General features: G+C 66.1%; 16 protein-coding genes. 9 read left to right on the forward strand and 7 right to left on the reverse strand.

Going from position 1 to position 19,634, the window contains the following annotated elements:
• Positions 1–28: 28 nt before the first annotated feature.
• Positions 29–958, forward strand: a complete 930-nt coding sequence (gene panE, locus JQ580_RS04335) for a 2-dehydropantoate 2-reductase (RefSeq protein WP_212278461.1) — start codon at positions 29–31, stop codon at positions 956–958.
• Here the strand turns inward: panE and recG are convergent.
• Complete coding sequence (gene recG / locus JQ580_RS04340) at positions 955–3,063, reverse strand: ATP-dependent DNA helicase RecG (RefSeq protein ID WP_212278462.1); 2,109 nt, start codon at positions 3,061–3,063, stop codon at positions 955–957. The genes panE and recG overlap by 4 nt on opposite strands.
• A gap of 15 nt (positions 3,064–3,078) precedes the next feature.
• Between recG and JQ580_RS04345 the strand changes: the two genes are divergently transcribed.
• Genes JQ580_RS04345 through mfd form a run of 3 tightly spaced genes read left to right on the forward strand, consistent with a single transcriptional unit; the run spans position 3,079 to position 7,086 of the window.
• Entirely contained in the window at positions 3,079–3,267 is a 189-nt protein-coding gene (locus JQ580_RS04345) for a hypothetical protein (RefSeq protein ID WP_212278463.1), read from the forward strand.
• A 13-nt stretch (positions 3,268–3,280) separates the two neighbouring features.
• The gene (locus JQ580_RS04350; RefSeq protein ID WP_094973980.1) at positions 3,281–3,571 is read left to right on the forward strand and encodes an FAD assembly factor SdhE; all 291 of its coding nucleotides are present in this window, start codon (positions 3,281–3,283) and stop codon (positions 3,569–3,571) included.
• A complete protein-coding gene (mfd, locus tag JQ580_RS04355; protein ID WP_212278464.1) occupies positions 3,568–7,086 on the forward strand; it encodes a transcription-repair coupling factor in 3,519 nt (1,172 codons plus the stop codon). Before JQ580_RS04350 ends, mfd begins: the two co-directional genes overlap by 4 nt.
• 131 nt (positions 7,087–7,217) lie before the next feature.
• On the opposite strand, the gene JQ580_RS04360 is transcribed toward mfd, so the two are convergent.
• The 3 genes from JQ580_RS04360 to JQ580_RS04370 form a co-directional block, all read right to left on the reverse strand.
• Complete coding sequence (locus tag JQ580_RS04360) at positions 7,218–8,441, reverse strand: GGDEF domain-containing protein (protein WP_212278465.1); 1,224 nt, start codon at positions 8,439–8,441, stop codon at positions 7,218–7,220.
• 85 nt (positions 8,442–8,526) lie between these two features.
• Entirely contained in the window at positions 8,527–10,029 is a 1,503-nt protein-coding gene (locus JQ580_RS04365) for an AMP-binding protein (protein WP_212278466.1), read from the reverse strand.
• A 4-nt stretch (positions 10,030–10,033) separates the two neighbouring features.
• The gene (locus tag JQ580_RS04370; protein WP_212278467.1) at positions 10,034–11,878 is read right to left on the reverse strand and encodes an extracellular solute-binding protein; all 1,845 of its coding nucleotides are present in this window, start codon (positions 11,876–11,878) and stop codon (positions 10,034–10,036) included.
• Between the two features lie 261 nt (positions 11,879–12,139).
• Between JQ580_RS04370 and JQ580_RS04375 the strand changes: the two genes are divergently transcribed.
• The gene (locus tag JQ580_RS04375; protein ID WP_212278468.1) at positions 12,140–12,958 is read left to right on the forward strand and encodes an invasion associated locus B family protein; all 819 of its coding nucleotides are present in this window, start codon (positions 12,140–12,142) and stop codon (positions 12,956–12,958) included.
• Positions 12,959–13,036: 78 nt separating this feature from the next.
• Here JQ580_RS04375 and hspQ read toward each other — a convergent pair whose 3' ends face one another.
• Positions 13,037–13,369 (reverse strand): heat shock protein HspQ, encoded by a 333-nt coding sequence (hspQ, locus tag JQ580_RS04380; protein WP_212278469.1) that lies wholly within the window; start codon positions 13,367–13,369, stop codon positions 13,037–13,039.
• A gap of 106 nt (positions 13,370–13,475) precedes the next feature.
• Between hspQ and JQ580_RS04385 the strand changes: the two genes are divergently transcribed.
• A complete protein-coding gene (locus JQ580_RS04385) occupies positions 13,476–14,429 on the forward strand; it encodes an AEC family transporter (protein ID WP_212278470.1) in 954 nt (317 codons plus the stop codon).
• 6 nt (positions 14,430–14,435) lie between these two features.
• On the opposite strand, the gene JQ580_RS04390 is transcribed toward JQ580_RS04385, so the two are convergent.
• Entirely contained in the window at positions 14,436–15,620 is a 1,185-nt protein-coding gene (locus tag JQ580_RS04390; protein ID WP_212278471.1) for a UbiH/UbiF family hydroxylase, read from the reverse strand.
• Positions 15,621–15,749: 129 nt separating this feature from the next.
• Between JQ580_RS04390 and pcsA the strand changes: the two genes are divergently transcribed.
• From pcsA to JQ580_RS04405, 3 genes are read left to right on the forward strand one after another with little or no spacing between them, the layout of a single operon-like run.
• Positions 15,750–16,475: a phosphatidylcholine synthase gene (gene pcsA / locus JQ580_RS04395; RefSeq protein WP_249133919.1), complete on the forward strand. Its 726-nt coding sequence runs from the start codon at positions 15,750–15,752 to the stop codon at positions 16,473–16,475.
• The gene (locus JQ580_RS04400; RefSeq protein ID WP_212278473.1) at positions 16,472–17,203 is read left to right on the forward strand and encodes a TerC family protein; all 732 of its coding nucleotides are present in this window, start codon (positions 16,472–16,474) and stop codon (positions 17,201–17,203) included. The genes pcsA and JQ580_RS04400 overlap by 4 nt, the downstream gene beginning before the upstream one ends.
• Positions 17,204–17,215: 12 nt before the next feature.
• Complete coding sequence (locus tag JQ580_RS04405) at positions 17,216–18,190, forward strand: quinone oxidoreductase family protein (RefSeq protein WP_212278474.1); 975 nt, start codon at positions 17,216–17,218, stop codon at positions 18,188–18,190.
• 154 nt (positions 18,191–18,344) lie between these two features.
• On the opposite strand, the gene JQ580_RS04410 is transcribed toward JQ580_RS04405, so the two are convergent.
• Positions 18,345–19,535 (reverse strand): acetylornithine transaminase, encoded by a 1,191-nt coding sequence (locus JQ580_RS04410; protein ID WP_212278475.1) that lies wholly within the window; start codon positions 19,533–19,535, stop codon positions 18,345–18,347.
• Positions 19,536–19,634: the final 99 nt, after the last annotated feature.

Consider the following 19,634-nt stretch of genomic DNA (forward strand, 5'->3'; position numbering starts at 1 on the left):
GCGCTGTTGTTCTGTCGTGGGAGTTCGAATGAGAGTGCTGGTGATCGGCGCGGGCGCGCTGGGCGGCTACTACGGTGCTTGCCTCGTGCGGGCAGGCCGAGACGTGAGCTTTCTTGTGCGCGAGAAGCGCGCCGAGCAATTGCGGCTGCACGGACTCCAGGTCGTCAGCCCGCATGGCGACTTCGCCGTGCAGCCGAAGCTTCTTGCGGCCGGCGATCTCAGGGAGCCGTTCGACATCGTGCTCGTCGGCGTGAAGGCCTACTCGCTCGATGACGCGATGAGCCAGTTTGCGCCCGCCATCGGCCCGGACACGATGGTTCTTCCCATTCTCAACGGACTGAAGCATATCGATGCTCTGACCGTCAGGTTCGGCGCCGCTCACGTTCTCGGCGGGCTCGCAAACGTCAGTGCCGGGCTCGATGGGGAGGGGCGGGTCAATCATTTCATGGCCAACCAGACCATCGTCTTCGGCGAGATCGATGGCGCGCTGAGCGAGCGAGCGCTTGCGCTTGAGACATTGCTCCAGGTCCCCGGTATCGACGTGCGTGCCAGCGAAGCGATCATGCAGGACATGTGGGAGAAGTTCGTCCAGCTGTCGACGCTCGCCGGCATCACCTGCCTGATGCGCGCAAGCATCGGAGACATCCTGGCCGTGCCGAATGGCGAGCAGTCTATTTTTCGCCTGTTTGCCGAATGCTGCGCCGTTGCGACCGCCTCGGGCTACGAGCCACGCGCGCCGTTCATCGAGTTTGACCGCAAGCTGTTCACGACCCTGGACTCTCCGCTGAAGGCCTCGATGCTGCGCGATATCGAACGCGGCTCGATCACCGAGGCGGAGCATATTCTGGGCGATATGGCCAATCGAGCCCGGACGCTCGGCATCGAGACACCGCTGCTGGATCTGGCCCGCGCGCATGTGGCGGCTTACGAAGTCGGGCGGCGAAGGGCAGCGGGCTAGCCCGCCCCGATCAGCGGGATCGCTTCGTCCCGCTCGTACAGATACAGCAAACAGCGTAGCGCCTCGCCGCGCTCGCCCTTCAGCTTGGGATCGTCCTTGAGGATCCGCAGCGCCTCGTCTCTCGCCTGGGTGATGAGCTGGCCATGGACCTCCGATCGCGCAATGCGGTAGCCGGGCAGGCCACTCTGGCGGACGCCCAGCACGTCGCCTTCGCCGCGCAGCTTCAGATCCTCCTCGGCGATGCGAAAACCGTCAGTGGTCTCGCGGATCACCTTCAGTCGGGCCTTGGACATCTCCCCGAGCGGCTCCGAGTAGAGCAGCAGGCAGGTCGAGGCCTCCGAGCCGCGCCCGATCCGGCCGCGCAGTTGATGCAACTGCGCAAGGCCGAAGCGTTCGGCATTCTCGATCACCATGATGGTCGCCGCGGGCACGTCGACGCCGACCTCGACCACGGTGGTCGCGACCAGCAGGCCGATCTCGTGGGCGGCGAACTGGCCCATCACGCGGTCCTTCTCGGCTCCCTTCATCTGGCCGTGGACGAGGCCGACCCGCTCGCCAAACCGCTTCTGCAGGCTCTCGAAACGTTTGGTCGCGTTGGTGAGGTGCTCGGTGCCCTCGGCCTCGGACTCTTCGACCAGCGGGCAGATCCAGTAGACCAGCTTGCCGGCCTCGAGGGCCCGGCCGATGCTGTCCGTGACCTCGGCGAGACGGCTGATCGAGACGGTGCGGGTTTCGATCGGCTGGCGGCCGGCGGGCTTTTCCCGCAGCTCGGAGATGTCCATGTCGCCGAAATAAGTCAGCACCAGCGTGCGTGGAATCGGCGTCGCGCTCAGCACCAGCACGTCGACCGCCTCGCCCTTGGATGTCAGCGCGAGCCGTTCCCGCACGCCAAAGCGGTGCTGCTCGTCGACGATGGCGAGGGCGAGATCATGGAAGACCACGTCGTCCTGGATCAGCGCATGGGTGCCGACGAGCAGGTCGATCTCGCCGGCTTCGAGCTGCGCCAGCAATTCACGCCGCTCCTTGCCTTTCTCGCGCCCGGTGAGGATCGCGACCCGCATGCCGGCCCGTTCGGCGAGAGGGGCGATGGTCTTGATGTGCTGGCGCGCCAGGATCTCGGTCGGCGCCATCAGCGCCGCCTGCTTGCCGGCTTCCGTGACGGCTGCCGCGGCCAGCAGCGCGACCACGGTCTTGCCGGAGCCGACATCGCCCTGCAGCAGCCTGAGCATGCGGACGGGCTGTTGCAGATCGCTGGCGATCGCTGCGGCCGCGTCGCGCTGGGACACCGTCAATGCATAGGGCAGGGCGTCGATGATCTTGTTGCGCAGGTGCCCGTCGCCGGCATTGCGTACGCCGGCCGGGCGACGGAGTTGCGCGCGGATCAGGGCGAGCGCGAGCTGGCCGGCCAAAAGCTCGTCAAAGGCGAGACGCGACCAGAATGGCTGGTCAGGCAAGATGTCCGTGAGCTCGACCGGCTGATGCACGCGGTTGAGCGCTTCCGCGATCGGAGGAAAATGACAGCGCCGCATGACCTCCGGGCTGATCCACTCCGGCAATGCAGGTAGCTTCTGGAGCGCCTGGGCAATCGCGCGGCGCAGCGAGCCGAGCGCGAGGCCCTCCGTCAGCGGATAGACCGGATCGATGCCTGAGAGCTTTGAAATGGCCTCCTCGTCGAGCACGCGATCGGGATGCACCATCTGCGGGATGCCGTCGTACATCTGCAGCGTGCCGGAGACGTAGCGCTTCTCCCCGATTGGGAGCAGCTTTTCGACATAGCCGGGCTTGGCGCGAAAGAAGGTCAGCACGACGTCGCCGGTGTCGTCGCTGGCGTGGACCAGATACGGCGCGCGTGCGCTGCGCGGCGGGGGCGGGCGGTGGCGGTCGACGGTGACCTCGAGCGTCACCATGGTTCCGACCGCAGCGTCGCGGATCTTCGGCCGGGCGCGGCGGTCGATGACCTGGCTCGGCAAATGCAGCAACAGGTCGACCAGGCGCGGCGTCTCGCTGCGGCTGAGCAAATACTGCAGCAGCTTGTCCTGCTTCGGACCGACGCCGGGCAGGCTGGTCACGGGAGCAAACAGCGGATTGAGCAGGCTTGGGCGCATCAAGGGAATCTAGGATTGTTCCTCGCCGTCATGCCCGGCTTTAGGCCGGGCATCCACGTCTTTTTTTTCGGCTTGACGTGGATGGCCGGGACGAGCCCGGCCATGACGGTTTGGAGGGACGAACTGCAGCAACAAAGGGCTGACACGGCCACCCTCAATGGCTATATCAGCCCGGCCCGGCACGTCCGGGCTTTCGGCGTTTGACTGGATTTGAGACATGACGGGAACGACACGATCGAGTGACGGATTGGACAATCGCCGCAAGCGGCTGCTGTTCCGCTGCTGGCACCGCGGCACGCGAGAGATGGACCTGATCCTCGGGCGCTTCGCCGACGCCGAGATCGGCAATTTGTCCGACGCGGAGCTGACCGAACTCGAGACCCTGCTCGAAGAGTCCGATCCCGACCTCTATGCCGCCATCACCGGCGACAAGGTCCTGCCAGCTGCTGTCACCGGCGCGCTGTTTGCCCGCATCAAGGCGTTCCCGATCACGGACGGCAATCTATGAAACCTGGGTTGAAGTCGCCGGCCGAGCTGCTCACGCCCGGCCGCGCGGTCACGCTTGCCAATGTCGCGGAAGGCGCCGAAGGCCTGGTGGTCTCCGATCTCGCCCGGGCGATCGCGGCGCGGCCGAAAAAGCCGGCCGTCAGTCTTGCCGTGATCTGCCGCGACGGGCCACGGATGCAGCAGCTCGAACGCGCGCTGCAATTCTTCGCGCCCGATCTGCCGGTGCTTCAGTTTCCGGCCTGGGACTGCCAGCCCTATGACCGCGTCTCGCCGCATGGCGGTATCCTGGCGCAACGCCTGACCACGCTGGCGCGGCTGGCCTCGCTCACTGGCAGCGACAAGCCGCTGATCGTGCTGACCACGGTGAACGCGGTGGTGCAGCGCGTGCCCGCGCGCGAGCTTGTCGCGGCGCAGGCACTGTCGGTTGCGCCCGGCAACGTCGTGCCGATGGACACCATCGTCGCCTGGCTCGAGCACAACGGCTACAACCGCTCCTCGACGGTGCGCGAGCCCGGCGAATATGCGGTGCGCGGCGGCATCCTCGACCTGTTCCCCGCTGGTCTCGATCAGCCGGTGCGCTTCGATTTCTTCGGCGACAGCCTCGAATCGATCCGCACCTTTGATGCCGAGACCCAGCGCACGCTGCTCGACATGCGCGCGCTCGACCTCGTGCCGATCTCTGAATTCCAGCTCGTCACCGACACCATCCGCCGTTTCCGCATGGGCTATGTCGCCGAGTTCGGCGCACCCGAGCGCGACGACGCGCTGTACGAAGCCGTCAGCGAAGGCCGCCGCCATCCCGGCATGGAGCACTGGCTGCCGTTGTTCCAGGACCGGATGGACACGCTGTTCGACTACCTGCAAGGCGCGGCCGTCGCCATCGAGCCGCAAGCCGAGGACGCAGTCCGCGAGCGCTTCAAGCAGATCCAGGACTATTACGAGGCCCGCCGCGACGCCATGGAGCATCCGGCCGGTGGCGCCATCTACAAGCCGTTGCCTCCGGACCGGCTTTATCTCACCGCCGAGGAATGGAGCAGGCGCGAGAGCGAGATGCCGCTGGTGCGGCTGACGCAGTTCTCGGTTCCTGCCGACGGGACCAGCGTCGTCGACGCCGGCGCGCGCAAGGGCCGTGACTTCGCGCCGGAGCGCAACGATACGACGGTCAACGTTTTCGGGGCCGTCGTCAGCCACGTCATGGCGCTTCACGCCCAGCGTAAGAAGGTCGTCATCGCGCTGTGGAGCGAAGGCTCGCGCGACCGCATGAATTCGATGCTGCGCGACCACAAGCTGGCCCACACCACCAGCGTCAACAGCTGGCGGACGGTGCAGGCCACCCCGCGCAACGAGACCATGCTGGCCGTGCTCGGCCTCGAAAGCGGTTTCGAGACCGACGAGATCGCTGTGATCAGCGAGCAGGACATTTTGGGCGACCGCCTGGTGCGGCCGCGCAAGGCCAGCCGCAAGCTCGACAATTTCATCTCGGAGATCACGAGCCTGTCGGCCGGCGACATCGTCGTCCACGTCGACCACGGCATCGGCCGCTTCGTCGGACTGCAGACGCTCGACGTCGCCGGCGCGCCGCATGACTGCCTCGAATTGCATTATGCCGCCGAGACGAAGCTGTTCCTGCCGGTCGAGAACATCGAACTGTTGTCGCGCTACGGCTCCGACCAGACAACGGTCGAGCTCGATCGCCTCGGCGGCAGCGGCTGGCAGACCCGCAAGGCAAAACTCAAGAACCGCATCCGCGAGATCGCGGGCGAGCTGATCAAGATTGCGGCCGCGCGCCATTTGCACGAGGCACCCAAGGTGCCGGTGCAGCCGGGCCTTTACGACGAGTTCTGTGCGCGCTTCCCCTATGACGAGACCGAGGACCAACTCGGGGCGATCGAATCCACGCTGAAGGACCTCGAGCTCGGCCGTCCGATGGACCGGCTGATCTGCGGCGACGTCGGCTTCGGCAAGACCGAGGTGGCCTTGCGCGCGGCCTTTGCCGTTGCGCTCGAAGGCAAGCAGGTCGCGGTCGTGGTGCCGACCACGCTATTGGCGCGCCAGCACCACAGGACCTTCACCGAGCGCTTCAAGGGCTTTCCGGTCAACGTGGCCCAGGCTTCGCGCCTGGTGCCGACCAAGGAGCTCAATCTGGTCAAGAAGGGCATCGCCGACGGCTCGGTCGACATCGTCGTGGGCACCCACGCGCTGCTCGGCAAGGCCATCAAATTCCGCGACCTCGGCCTCGTCATCGTCGACGAGGAACAGCACTTCGGCGTCACCCACAAGGAGCGGCTGAAGGCGCTGCGTGCCGAGGTGCATGTGCTGACGCTGTCGGCGACGCCGATTCCGCGCACGCTGCAACTGGCGCTGACCGGTGTCCGCGAGCTCTCGATCATCGCCTCGCCCCCGGTCGACCGCCTCGCGGTGCGCACCTTCGTCGCCCCGCACGATCCGCTGATGATCCGCGAGGCGCTGCTGCGTGAGCGTTACCGCGGCGGCCAAGCCTTCTACGTGGTGCCGCGCATCGACGATCTCGCCGAGGTCAAGGATTTCCTCGACAAGAACGTGCCGGAGATGAAGGTCGCGGTCGCGCACGGGCAGATGCCGCCCGCCGTGATCGAGGACATCATGACGGCGTTCTACGACGGCAAGTTCGACATCCTGCTGTCGACCACGATCGTCGAGTCCGGCCTCGACATTCCCAACGCCAACACGCTGATCGTGCACCGCGCCGACATGTTCGGCCTTGCCCAGCTCTATCAGCTGCGCGGCCGTGTCGGCCGTTCCAAGCTGCGGGCCTATGCGCTGTTCACGCTGCCGGCGCAGCAGAAGATCACCGCGCAGGCCGAGCGCCGGCTCACCGTGCTGCAATCGCTGGAGACGCTGGGCGCGGGCTTCCAGCTCGCCTCGCACGACCTCGATATCCGCGGCGCCGGCAACATCCTCGGCGAACAGCAGTCCGGCCACATCAAGGAGGTCGGCTTCGAACTCTACCAGTCGATGCTGGAGGAGGCGATCGTCAACCTCAAGGCCGGCGTGTCCGAGCCGGCCGCCGACCGCTGGTCGCCGACGATCACGATCGGCATGCCCGTGCTGATCCCGGAGGACTATGTCGGCGACCTCTCGGTGCGGCTGTCGCTGTACCGGCGCCTGGCTGATCTCGACAGCGAGGAGGAGATCGAGAACTTCGGCGCCGAGATGCGCGACCGGTTCGGCGTGCTGCCGGACGAGGTCCGCTACCTGTTCAAGGTCGCCGCGATCAAGGCGTTCTGCCGCCAGGCCAATGTCGAGAAGATCGATGCCGGTCCGAAGGGCGCCGTCATCGCCTTCCGCGACAATTCCTTCGCCCATCCCGAGCGCCTGGTGTCGTTCATCCGCAGCCACGGCCAGGCCGCCAAGGTGCGGCCCGACATGAAGGTGGTATTCCTGCAGGACTGGGAGACCCCGGAAGAACGTCTCGCCGGCACCACCGAGATCATGCGCCAGCTGGCGAACCTCGCGCAGAGCAAGAAGGCGGCGTAGGATGAGGGCGTCCCGGACAAGCGCAGCGAAGCGGAGCGCAGAGGCGGGATTCAGTTCTTGCAGGTGATAGTGGGCCCGGTTCTGCAGCGCACCGCGAAGGGGGCTGCGCTGCGCCCGGGGCTCGAGCGTCGCTAGGACGCCGCGCGCGACGCATCCGCCGACAGCCGCGCCAGCAGCGACCTTGCCGTGTCCGACGGCGACAGCGAATCCACGCTGACGACAGGCTCGCTGCGCATCTCGTGCTTGCCGTTGGAAGTGTGCCGCATCACCGCTGAAAGGCGGCGGGCAATCATGTGGGCGGTGCGGAAGTCGGTCTCCGCGAACACGACGATGACCGAGCCGTCCTTCTGCGCGGCGCCGAAATCCATCTGGCGCATCAGCCGGCTGAGGATGCGGGCGGCATCGAGCTGAGCGCGGGAGTTGCCGGGGTCAAAGGCGAACCGCGCGACCGACAGGCCGCCGCCGCGGGCCAGCGCCTGCTCGACCGCCTTGGCAAAGTCACGGGCGAAGGCTTCCACCGTGAGCAGGCCGCTGCGCGGATCGAGCCAGCCGCCGGCGTCGATCGAGCGCAGCGTGCGGCTCAATTGTGCTTCCATCGCATGCTGGCGGATCAAGGGCAGTGCGTTGGCCGCAACCTTCGCCGGCTCGCCCGGGATCAGCTCGAGATTGGGCAGGTCGTAAGTCTGTGCCAGCTGGTGCGCGGTGACGACGACGGGCAGGCTGCGGAAGCGGGTGTCTTCGGCGAGCACCGTGAGAAAGGCGTCGGTGACGCGCGCGGTAAAACCTTCGGCGAGCACGACGCCGTCGAGGTCGCGGGTGTTGAGGTGTTTGGCGGCGGCCTCGATCGAGAGCGCGCCGACCACGCCGACGCGCTCGCCGAGCGCGACGGAGAGCGCGGGATAGGCCGAGCCGCGGCCGATCAGGAGCACGGTGGCATCACGGGCGGGATCGCCCTCCGGCAGCGCGACCTTCACTTCCGGCAGCCGGCGGAGCACCGTCGCATGCAGGGTGCGCACGCGCAAAGCGGCGCGAAGCCGCGCGATCAGCCGGTCGGGATTGGTGCCGCGCGAGGAGAAGGGCAGGGCGTTGGGAGGCAACGCGCCCGAAGCATCCAGCGCGACAAAGGGAAGATAGGGCGACTGGTCGGCGATCTTCCTGGCGAGCGGCGCGATATGCGGCTCGTGACCACCGGATGTCTGGGCGAGAACCACGGCCGGCTGGACCTGCTCGACCGCGCGCGCTGCGCTGGCCCAGTCGCTATCGACGACGGGAAAAAGCCGGGCCTCGTCCAGCGCCGCGATGAAGGGCGGCCGCTCGGCATTGGACACAAACAGGATCGGGCCCGCCTGGGACATTCGAAAACTCTGATCACGCGACAGATGCCGCGCAATCTAGTTCCACCCCCCTTAATGCGCCGTCAACGGAGGTGGCGAAACTGTGCTAGGCGGCTCCGGAGCGGTCGCGAAAAGCCTCGACCATCAGGGGGTTAAGCCCGAGCTCGTTGAGTGCTTCGCGGGCCCGGGTGTTGTCCTGGGCGCGTCCGGCCAGCCGGTGGCCGGAAAGCCGGTCGGGCAGCGCGGTGAGCAGGGCGCCCTGGCCGAGCCGGCGGGCCCATTCCTGGAGGTCGTTGGAGAGGAAGCGGTAGCCGCCGACGGCCATGATGCCGGAGGGTGGCGCGGTAATGCAGATCGCGCCGCTCGGGCGGTCGAGTCGCGCGGCATAGCCGGTGTCGACATAGTCGCGCGGCGGCTGCGCGATCAGCGTCTCGCCGACCGGCTGCGGCGGCGCATAGGCCGCGATCGGCACCATCGCGCCGCGCAGGCCGAGCGTGCCTTTTGGCGTCAGAAGGATCTCGCCGGCAATGGACGAACCGGATTGCTCGCGCGGGGCGCCGTGCGGCCCGGGCATCACCGCAACAGGCATGCCGTCCTCGCCGCGGCGGGCGCCGAACAGCCCGGCCTCGCCGAACAGGTAGACATCGGTCAGCGGCGCATGCGGCGCGATCCAGGCATCGCTCGCCGCCACCTGCTCGGGTGCGCGCCACAGGCCGATGACGTTGCGCAAGGATGGCATCCGCGCCGCCAGGTCGGCGTCGCCGAGGCGCAAGGCGAGCTGTGCGGGCGCGATCAGAACCTCGCATTCATGCTCGTTGATCTGCCGCTCCAGCACCTCGTTCTCGAACGGGTGATGCAGCGCCAGCGCACCGCCGGAGAGCAGCCACACCGCGAGCGACGAGGCGAGCCCGGCGAACGACATCGGCGTGAACGCCGCCATCACGGTCGCGCCCTGCCTGATGTCGGCTTCCAGCGACATCGCAAGGCCGCCGGCGATCAGGCTGAAATGCGGTCGCGGCACCGGGCGAAAGCCTTCCGCCGTGACGTCGAAGGAGATCATCGCCGCCTTGCGGCCGTCCTGGATCACGGCACGCGTGGTGCCGGGCGGACGGGCCAGCACATCGTCGAGCGAAGCCATGCCTTCGGGCAGATTGGTGCCGAAGCCACACACGTGACGGATCGAGAAGGCTTCGGCGGCCGCATGCATCGCCAGGTCGGCATAGCTGACGCCGTCGACCGTGCTCATGGTGACGATGGCGCGCGCCGCGGTGCGGTTCAGCGCCGCGGTCAGTTCCGCATGCCGCCACAGCAGCGGCAGCACCGCGACGACGAGGCCGGCGCGATGGGCGGCGAGCACGGTGAGCACGAACTCCACCGTCGCAGGCAATTGGATCGCGATGACGGAATTGGCCGGCAGGCCCGATTCGACGAAATAGGCCGACAGCGCCTCGATGGCCGTGTCGGCCTCGGCATAGGTCATCCGCCGCGGCTGGTGCCCGGTCACGCGGGCCTTGTTGAGGGGATCGAGCAGAGCGGGCGCGTGCGGCTGCCGTATCAGCGTGCGCTGAAACAACGTATCGAGCGTCGGCGATGTAGCTGGCTGGTTCACGGCGTCACTTTGCTTGATGAGCTTGCGGCTGCCCCTTCGACCACCAGGTCTCCGGCAAATAGCCCGACAGCGAGGTGGTCTTGGGCCGTTCTATCCGATTCCACCGCGCGATCCATTGCTCGGATACGTTAAACAGAGGGATTGTGTAGAAGCCCGCGATCAGGGCGCGGTCGAGCGCCCGCACCGACGAGACGAAATCCGTATGTTCACGGGCTTCGAGCAGGGCGGCGATCATGGCATCGACGGCGGCGTCCCTGGCGCCCATGTAGTTGCGGGTCCCCGGATTGTCGGCCGCGGCGCTGCCCCAATAGAAGGATTGCTCGTTGCCGGGCGACAGCGACTGGTCCCAGCGGTTCTGGATCATGTCGAATTCGTAAGCGAGCCGGCGCTGGTCGAACTGCACGGGATCGACGGTTCGCACGCTCGGCTCGATGCCGGCGCGCTTGAGGTCGCGCTGGAACGCGAGCGCGATCCGCTCCTGGTCGCGGGTCGTGACCAGGATCTCGAAGGCGAAGGGCGCCTTGGTCGCGCGGTTGCGCAGCACCGTGCCGTCGAGATCGTAGCCGGCGTCGGACAACAGCTTCAGCGCCGCGCGCAGCTTGGTGCGGTCGCGCCCTGAGCCGTCGGTCACCGGCAAGCGGTAGCTGCCGTCCATGATATCGGGCCGGATCTGTGCCGCGAAGGGTTTCAGCAGCTCGCGCTCGCGCGCGTCCGCAGGCCGGCCGTAGGCCGACAGGTCGGAGCCGGCGAAATAGCCGGCCACGCGCGAATAGAGCCCGAAGAAGTAGTTGCGGTTGACCAGCTCGAAATCGAACAGCAGCGTCAGCGCCTCGCGGACGCGGATGTCGGCGAACAGAGGACGGCGGGTGTTGAACACCAGGAATTCGGATGGCTGCGGCAGGCCCGGCTTCACGGTGTCGCGGATCACCTCGCCGCTTTTGACGGCCGGAAAATCGTAGCCGTCGTGCCAGCGCAGCGGCTCGTGCTCGACTCGGAAGTCGTAGAGGCCGCGCTTGAAGGCTTCGAACTGGCCGTTGGCCTCGCGAAAATAGTCGAGCCGGATCTCGTCGAAATTGTAGAGCCCGCGGTTGATGGCGAGGTCGCGGCCCCAATAGTCGGGATCGCGGGTGAGCGTGACGCTGGCCCCGGGCTTCACGGCCGTGACCCGATAGGGGCCGGAGCCGATCGGGCTCGTCAGCGTCGTCTCCTCGAAGGTCGCGACGTCCACTGCGTGCTTGGGCAGGATCGGCATCAGGCCGAGGATCAGCGGCAGCTCGCGGTCGTTGGCACCTGCGAGGTCGAAGCGGACGGTGAGGGGATCTGTCGCCTCGGCCCTGGCAACTTTGGCGTAGTACTGCCGGTGGTTCGGGCGGCCGTGATCGCGCAGCAGCTCCCAGGAGAACAGCACGTCTTCAGCCGTAACCGGCTTGCCGTCGGAGAAGCGGGCGCGCCGATCGAGGCGGAACGTGACGAAGCTCCGCGCGTCGTCGGTCTCGACGCTCCTGGCCAGCAGGCCATAGAGCGTGAACGCCTCGTCATTGCCGCGCGCGAGCAGGCTCTCGATCACGTAGCCCCGCATCTGCTGCACGGCCAATCCCCTCACGATGAAGGGATTGAGGCTGTCGAACGTGCCGAGGACGCCCCAGGTCAGGCGGCCGCCCTTGGGAGCATCGGGATTGGCATAGGGCATGTGGGTGAAATCGGCCGGCATGGCCGGCTTTCCGTGCATGGCGATGGCATGTGCTTCCTCGGCCCGCGTGCTGCCAGGGGACAGCCCGATGAAGAGCGCTGAGGCAAGGACGCAAAGGCGGAGGCCGGGGCCCTCGAAAAGGCGCTGGAACTTGAACATCGGCACACGTTGATTCGAGGACCGGCTGGCCTTGAATCCTATCACAGGGAATTTCACTGGGCGCAGCTGCGGATGTGGCCAAAGACGCTTGTCGGCATTGATCTTTTCGTCGGCCACGTTAAGAAGGCACCCAATCGCGCAAGAGCGCCGAGCCCGTCACTCAACTGCCTCAATTGACGGGAAGAGAGCCGCGCCCAAGGCGGCCAGGCTCGGTGCTTCGGAGCGGTTCGGGCGCTTCCCGTTCAGAAAGGGTTTTCCGCAATGAATTTCCGTTACTTGGCCGCGTCCGTCCGGCCGCGTGGGCGACTTCTCGCCCTGTTGACGGCGACGGCGTTGGCCGTTCCGTTTGCCGCCGAGGCCCAGACCCCGGCGCCGGCTCCCGGTGCGCCCAAGGCGGCGGCTCCGGCCCCGAAAGCGGCTCCCAAGGCTGCCCCCAAGGCTCCGGCGCCGTCCGCACAGGCCCCCGCCCAGCAGGCTCCCGCAGGCGCTCCGGCGCAGCAGGGCGCGGCGCAGCCGGCTGATCAGCAGATCCAGCTGATCTACGCCCCCTGGACCAAGTTCTGTCTCAAGGGCCAGGATGCCAACGCCAAGCAGGTCTGCTTCACCGGCAAGGACGGCCGCATCGAATCGGGCCAGCCGGTCATCGCCGCCGTCATCATCGAGCCGGACGGCGAGCCCAAGAAGATCCTGCGCGTGACGCTGCCGCTCGGCATGCAGCTCGTGCACGGCACCCGGATCATCGTGGACAGCAACGCGCCGCTGCAGCAGCCTTACGTGATCTGCTTCCAGAACGGCTGCATGTCCGATTACGAAGCGACCCCCGAGCTCATCAACAGCATGAAGAAGGGCCAGAATCTCGTCGTCCAGGCGATCAACGCCAACGGCGCGCCGCTGACCCTGCCGCTGCCGCTCGCCGGTGAATTCCAGAAGGCCTATGACGGTCCGCCGACCGATCCGAAGGTATTCGAGGAAAACCAGAAGAAGCTTCAGGAAGAGCTTCAGAAGAAGGCCGAGGAGCTGCAGAAGAAGCAGCAGCAAAGCGGGGGCGCCCCCGGCGCCGCTCCGGCGGGTCAGAAGTAATCGGGATCAGATCCCCGATATGAGAAAGGCGCTCAAATCGAGCGCCTTTTTTATTGGCCGGTTGCCGGTGGAGAAAACTCAGTTCAGCGAGGGATTGCGGGGGCGATAGCCGCCGGTCTTGTCCTTGACGAAGATCTCGGCGACCTGGGAATGCCGGACCGGCTCGCCGGACTCGTCGGGCAGAAGGTTCTGCTCCGACACATAGGCAACGTACTCCGACTCCGCGTTCTCAGCGAGCAGGTGGTAGAACGGCTGGTCCTTGTGGGGCCGTACCTCCTCGGGGATCGACAGCCACCATTCCTCGGTGTTGTTGAATTCCGGATCGATGTCGAAGATCACGCCCCGGAACGAGAAGATCCGGTGGCGTACGACCTGTCCGATCTGGAATTTGGCGGTCCGCGCTTTAATCATTCCCCGTCGATAGACCAGGATTGTGGCCGATGCTAGTGGCCTGATCTGGAATTAACGTTCACTCACGGGGCGGATAGCGCCCGAGTCTTCAGAAAACGCTTTATCAATGGTCGATATCCTCAATCTGGCGCTACCTTATTTCGGCTTGATCTTCGTCGGCTTCGCCTGCGGCAAGGTCAAGTCCCTGCCGGAATCGGGCCTCGCCTGGATGAACTTCTTCCTGCTCTACGTGTCGCTGCCGGCGCTGCTGTTTGCGATCATGTCGAAGACGCCGTTTTCGGAATTGAACAACCCGCCGTTCCTGGTTGCGACCACGCTGTCGACGGTTGCGGCGTTCACGCTGGCATTGGTGGTCGGCAAGGTCCTGGGACGGCTGACGCTGCGTGAAGCGACACTTGCGGGTCTCTCGGGGGGCTACGGCAACATCGGGTATATGGGGCCTGGGCTCGCGCTTGCGGTGCTGGGATCGAAGGCGTCGGCGCCGACCGCGCTGATCTTCTGCTGCGACAGCATCTTTTTGTTCACGATCGTGCCGCTGTTGATCGAGCTGTCCGACCGCGATCATCCCTCGATCGTGCATGCCTTCGGCGTCGTGCTGAAACAGATCGTGCTCAACCCGCTGATCATGTCGGCCTGCTTCGGCGCGGCGTTCGCATCGCTGCACATCGAAATGCCGGTCGCGCTCGATCGCACCATCACTTTCCTGCAGAACGCGGCGGCCCCGACTGCGCTGTTCGTGCTCGGCGTGACCGTGGCGCTCCGGCCGTTCGACCGTGTGCCCTGGGAGGTGCCCGGCGTGATCGCGATCAAGCTGCTATTCCATCCGCTCGCGGCATTCGGCCTGATGCTGGCGTTTGGGCCGTTCGCGCAGCCCTGGGCGGCGACCGCCGTACTGATGGCCTCGCTGCCGCCGGCGCTGAACGTGTTCGTCATCGCCCGGCAGAACGATGCCTGGATCGAGTCCGCTTCCGTGGCGGTGCTGCTCGGGACGTTTGCGTCGGTCGTCACGCTGACCAGCGTGATGTGGCTGCTTCAGAGCGGCCGCCTGGTATTTCCGTGAGCGGCTCTACCTTCGCCAGGTCGGCGTCAGGCCTTCGCGCATCGCAAAACGCCGGAGCGGGCCGATGGCGCCGAGCAGGTGCATGCCGACGGCGCGGACCGGCTGCAGCGGCAGGAAATCGTTCAGCAGCGAGCGGTTGGCGATATCGATCGCAAAGGTCCGGCTCAGGATGTCCGGGCGACGTGCGCGGTCGTAGCGCCTGAGCACCTCGTCCGCGCCCGGATCCTCTCCGGCGCCAATGGCCTCGCCCGCGAGCCGTGCGATATCGGCGGCATCACGCAGGCCGAGATTGAGGCCCTGGGCGCCGATCGGCGGGACCACATGGGCGGCTTCGCCGACCAGAGCGATGCGGTCGCGACCGTAGGATTTCGGACGTTCGATCGCCAGCGGGAAAAGGTTGCGGCCGGGCTCGACCGTCATGCGTCCCAGGATCGAATGGGACTGCTTCTCGATCGCGGCCGACAGTTCGGCGTCGTTGAGGCCACGGAGCCGTTCCGCCTCGGCAGGCGCCGAGACCCAGACGACGCTGGAGCGGTCGCCGGGCAGGGGCACGAACACGCAGGGACCGTGCGGCGTGTGGAACTCGGTCGAGATGTTGCGATGCGGCCGCGTGTGACCGACGTTGAACGTCAGCGCGGTCTGCGTCAGCTCGCGCCGCGTCACTTCGATGCCGGCGGCGTCCCGGCACAGCGAATGCCGGCCGTCGGCGCCTACCACGAGGCGCGCGATAAGAAACTGTCCGGACGCCGTGCGGATAGCGACGTCGTCGGCTTCGATGACGACGCTTTCGGCCTCGTCGTCGATGCGGTTGAGATTGGGTAATTCAGCCGCACGCTCTTCCAGCGCAAGCATCAGCGAGCGATTGTCGATGTTGTAGCCGAAGGCGTCGAGCCCGATTTCGTGACTGGAGAAGCGGACCTCGGGGCTGCGGAACAGCCGGCCGGTGTCGTCGACGAGGCGCATGACCTCGAGCCCGGCGGCCCTGTCCCTGCAGCGGGACCAGACGTCGAGCGTCTCCAGCAACTCAATGGAGGCGCCGAGCAGTGCAGTCGTGCGGTTATCGGCATAGGGGACGCGCCGCGCCACCAGAACGGTCCGGGCGCCCGCCTGCGCCAGCGCGATCGCCGCAGCAAGTCCCGCCGGTCCGCCGCCGATCACGGCCGCGTCATGGAGTGTCGATGCGTCTGTCATGGAACAACAATTGACATGCTCCACGGCAAATTCAAGCCCACCTATTTTTCCATGGATTTATGACGAGTTGCGCGACGGAGCGTCGCAGTGGCTTATGTGCAAACCGGCCCCATTCTGATAGCAGAAGCCATGGATACCCAGCAGGATTCTCTGAAGCCGAAACCGGCGATCCGCGCCGCAGCCTTCTCGGTGCACATCTTCACCGCATTCGGCGCTGCGATCGCGCTATTGGCGATGCTGGAGGCCGTGCGCGAGCACTGGGCGGCGATGTTTCAATGGCTGGGCGTGGCCCTGATCATCGATGCGATCGACGGGCCGATTGCGCGCCGGCTCGACGTCAAGAACGTGCAGCCGAACTGGTCGGGCGACGTGCTCGATCTCGTGGTCGACTTCGTCACCTATGTCTTCGTGCCGGCCTACGCGATCGTCGCCAGCGGCCTGCTGCTGCCGGTCGCGGCGCCCTTGCTCGGCGTCGCCATCATCGTCACCAGCGCACTATATTTCGCCGATCTGCGCATGAAGGCGGACGATAACCATTTCCGCGGCTTCCCGGCGCTGTGGAATGCGGCGGCGTTCTATCTGTTCCTGCTGCACTGGCCGCCGCTGTGGTCGACGCTGCTGGTGGCCGCGCTCGTCGTGCTGACCTTCGTGCCGTTCCACGTGCTGCATCCGGTCCGCGTCGTGCGGCTGCGCTGGCTGACGATGTCGCTGATTGCGGTATGGGCGCTGCTCGGCCTCTACGTGCTGGAGATGGATTTCCGCGTCGGCGCCGGCGTCACCCTCGCACTCTGTGCGATCGCGCTCTGGATCAGCTTCAGCGACGCACTGATACGTCTGGCAAGATCTTTCGCATGATGCACCTCCTGACAAGTCCTGAAGCCTGGGCCGCGCTGCTCACCTTGACCGCGCTCGAGATCGTGCTCGGCATCGACAACATCATCTTCCTGTCGGTACTGGTCGCGCGTCTGCCGGCACATCAGGCCAACCGGGCCCGCCAGATCGGGCTGGCGCTCGCGCTGATCTTCCGCCTCATTCTGCTCAGTCTTCTGTTCTGGCTGACCGGCCTGACTGCGCCCGTCTTCTCGCTCGGCGGGTTCGATTTCTCTTGGCGCGACATCATCCTGATCGGCGGCGGCTTGTTCCTGATCGCGAAGGCGACTCACGAGATTCACGCCGCGGTCGAGCCGCCCGATGCAAAGGAAGATCACGCCTCCGGCCGCAACGCTTTCTTGCTGGTGATCGCCCAGATCATTGTCATCGACCTGGTGTTCTCGCTGGACTCGATCATCACCGCGATCGGCATGGCGGAGGAGATCGAGATTATGATCGCCGCCGTTGTGATTGCCTGCGCCGTCATGTACGTCTCGTCCGGACCCGTGGCGCGGTTCGTTGCCGAGCATCCGACCACCAAGATGCTGGCACTGGCCTTCCTAGTGCTGATCGGCGTCGCGCTGGTGGCCGATGGATTGAAATTCCACATTCCGCGCGGCTACATCTATTTCGCAATTGCGTTCTCGGCGGCGGTGGAATTCTTCAACGTTCTGGCCAGGCGCAACCAACGGAAAACCGGCAACAAGACTTGAGGAGCCCAGGCAATGACCAAAGCCATCCGTGTGCACAAGGTCGGAGGCCCCGAGGCCTTGGTCTATGAGAGCGTCGATGTCCCGGCGCCCGGCCCCGGCGAGGTGCGCATCCGCCAGCATGCGGTCGGCCTGAATTTCATCGACGTCTATTACCGCACCGGTCTCTACAAGGCGCCGGGGCTGCCTTTCACCGTCGGCAACGAGGCCTCGGGCGAGGTCGTCGCGGTCGGGCCGGGTGTCACCAACTTCCACCCCGGCGACCGCGTTGCCTACTACCACAATCTCGGCGCCTACACCGCCGAGCGCAACATTCCCTGGGAGAAGCTGGTCAAGCTGCCCGACCACATCACGCACGAGCAGGGCGCCGTGCTGATGCTGAAGGGGCTGACGGTCTGGTATCTCCTGCACAAGACCTTCAAGGTCGAGCCGCATCACCGCGTGCTGATCCACGCTGCTGCCGGCGGCATCGGCCTTTTAGCCTGCCAATGGGCGAGGGCGCTCGGGGCCCACGTCATCGGCACGGTCGGCTCGCGCGAGAAGGCCGAGCTTGCCGAAGCCAACGGCTGCGATCACGTCATCCTCTACAACGAGGAGGATTTCGTCGCACGCGTCAAGCAGATCAGCCGCAACGAGGGCTGCGACGTCGTCTATGACGGCGTCGGCAAGGCGACCTTCCCGGGCTCGCTGTCGTGCCTGAAGCCGCGCGGCATGTTCGTCTCCTTCGGCAACGCCTCAGGTCCGGTGCCGCCGTTCTCGATCGCCGAGCTCAACAATCACGGCTCGCTGTTTGCGACGCGGCCGAAGCTCAATGACTATGTCGGGACGCGCAAGGAACTCTTGGAAGGCGCCGACACGCTGTTCGCCGCCGTCATCAATGGCAAGCTGCACGTGCCGATCAATCACGCCTACGCGCTCAAGGACGCCGCCAAGGCCCATATCGATCTCGAAAGCCGCAAGACCACGGGCGCGTCGATCCTGAAGCCGTAGGTCCTCGCCTCGCGGCTCCCGGACGCGCTGCAGCGTGAAGCGCTGCGGCGCAGAGCCGGGACCAGCTACGGCTTCGTCGAGGAGAGATGGGCCCCGGGGCTCTGCAGCGCACCGCCGAGGGGCGCTGCGCTGCGTCCTCGGCACAAGACGGCTTCTACGCCACCCGACGTGCGGCTCCCGCTTTCGTCAAAATCCCATCGAGACAATCGATCATCTCGGCGATCTCCGCCCGCGTGACGTTCAGCGCCGGCATGAAGCGGAGCGTGTCGAGCTGGGGCGCGTTCAGCAGGACACCCGCCTCGAACGCCTGCGCGACGATGCCGGGTGCGATCGGCAGCTTGAGGTCGAGCGCGAGCAGCAGCCCGCGTCCCCGCACGCCTCCGAGGCCATGCCGCGCCGAGACCTTCTGCAACTCGCTTTCGAGCAACAGGCCGGTCTCGGCGACCTGTTTGAGGAAGTCGGGCTTGCTGACCTCCTCGAGCACGACGAGCCCCGCCGCGCACATCAGCGGGTTGCCGTTGAACGTGCCGCCCTGGTCGCCGTGTTCGAAGCAGGAGGCGCGTTCGGTCGCGAGCAGGGCGGCGAGCGGTACGCCGCCGCCAATGCCCTTGCCGAGTGTCATGATGTCGGGCGCAATCCCGGTGTGCTCGTAGTGGAAGAGTTTTCCGGTCCGTCCCATGCCGGTCTGGATCTCGTCGAAGATCAGCAGCAGGCCGTGCGCCTCGGTGAGCGCGCGCAGTTCCTGCAGGAATTGATCGGTCGCAGGCCACACGCCTGACTCACCCTGGATCGGTTCGAGCATCACCGCGACGGTGTTGTCGTTGATCAGCTTCTCGACCGAGGCGATGTCGTTCAGCTTCGCCTTCTTGAAGCCCGCGACCTTCGGCTCGAACAGCGGCTCGAACGCCTTCTTGCCCGACGCCGACATCGTCGCGAGCGTTCGGCCGTGGAAGCCGCCTTCGAAGCTGATGATCTCGAACGCGCCGCCCTTGTGGAGGCTGCCGTACTTCCGCGCGAGCTTGATCGCGCCTTCGTTGGCCTCGGCGCCGGAATTGGCAAAGAACACCTGGTCGAACGCGCTGTTGTCGACCAACGCTTGCGCCAGCTTCAGGCTTGGTTCGTTGTAGAAAGCCGGACTCGGCGTCAGCAGCCGGTTGGCTTGCGCGGCAACAGCTTCCGCGATGACGGACGGGGAGTGGCCGAGGCAGTTCACGGCCCATCCCTGCACGAAATCGAGATAGCGCTTACGGCTGTCGTCCCAGAGGTAGGAGCCCGCGCCGCGGACGAACACGGCCTTCGGCCGAGCGGTGATGTCCATCAGCGCGTCATACGGATGCGTGGTCATGTCGTACTCCTCTGGAGGCGGGTGGAAATGGGCGCAAAAAGCAGAAAGGCCGCACCTTGCGGGTGCGGCCTTCTCGAAAACTCGGCTGAATTCAGTGGT

The sequence above is a fragment of the Bradyrhizobium sp. SZCCT0148 genome (assembly GCF_018129985.1).
Taxonomy (GTDB): domain Bacteria; phylum Pseudomonadota; class Alphaproteobacteria; order Rhizobiales; family Xanthobacteraceae; genus Bradyrhizobium; species Bradyrhizobium japonicum_H.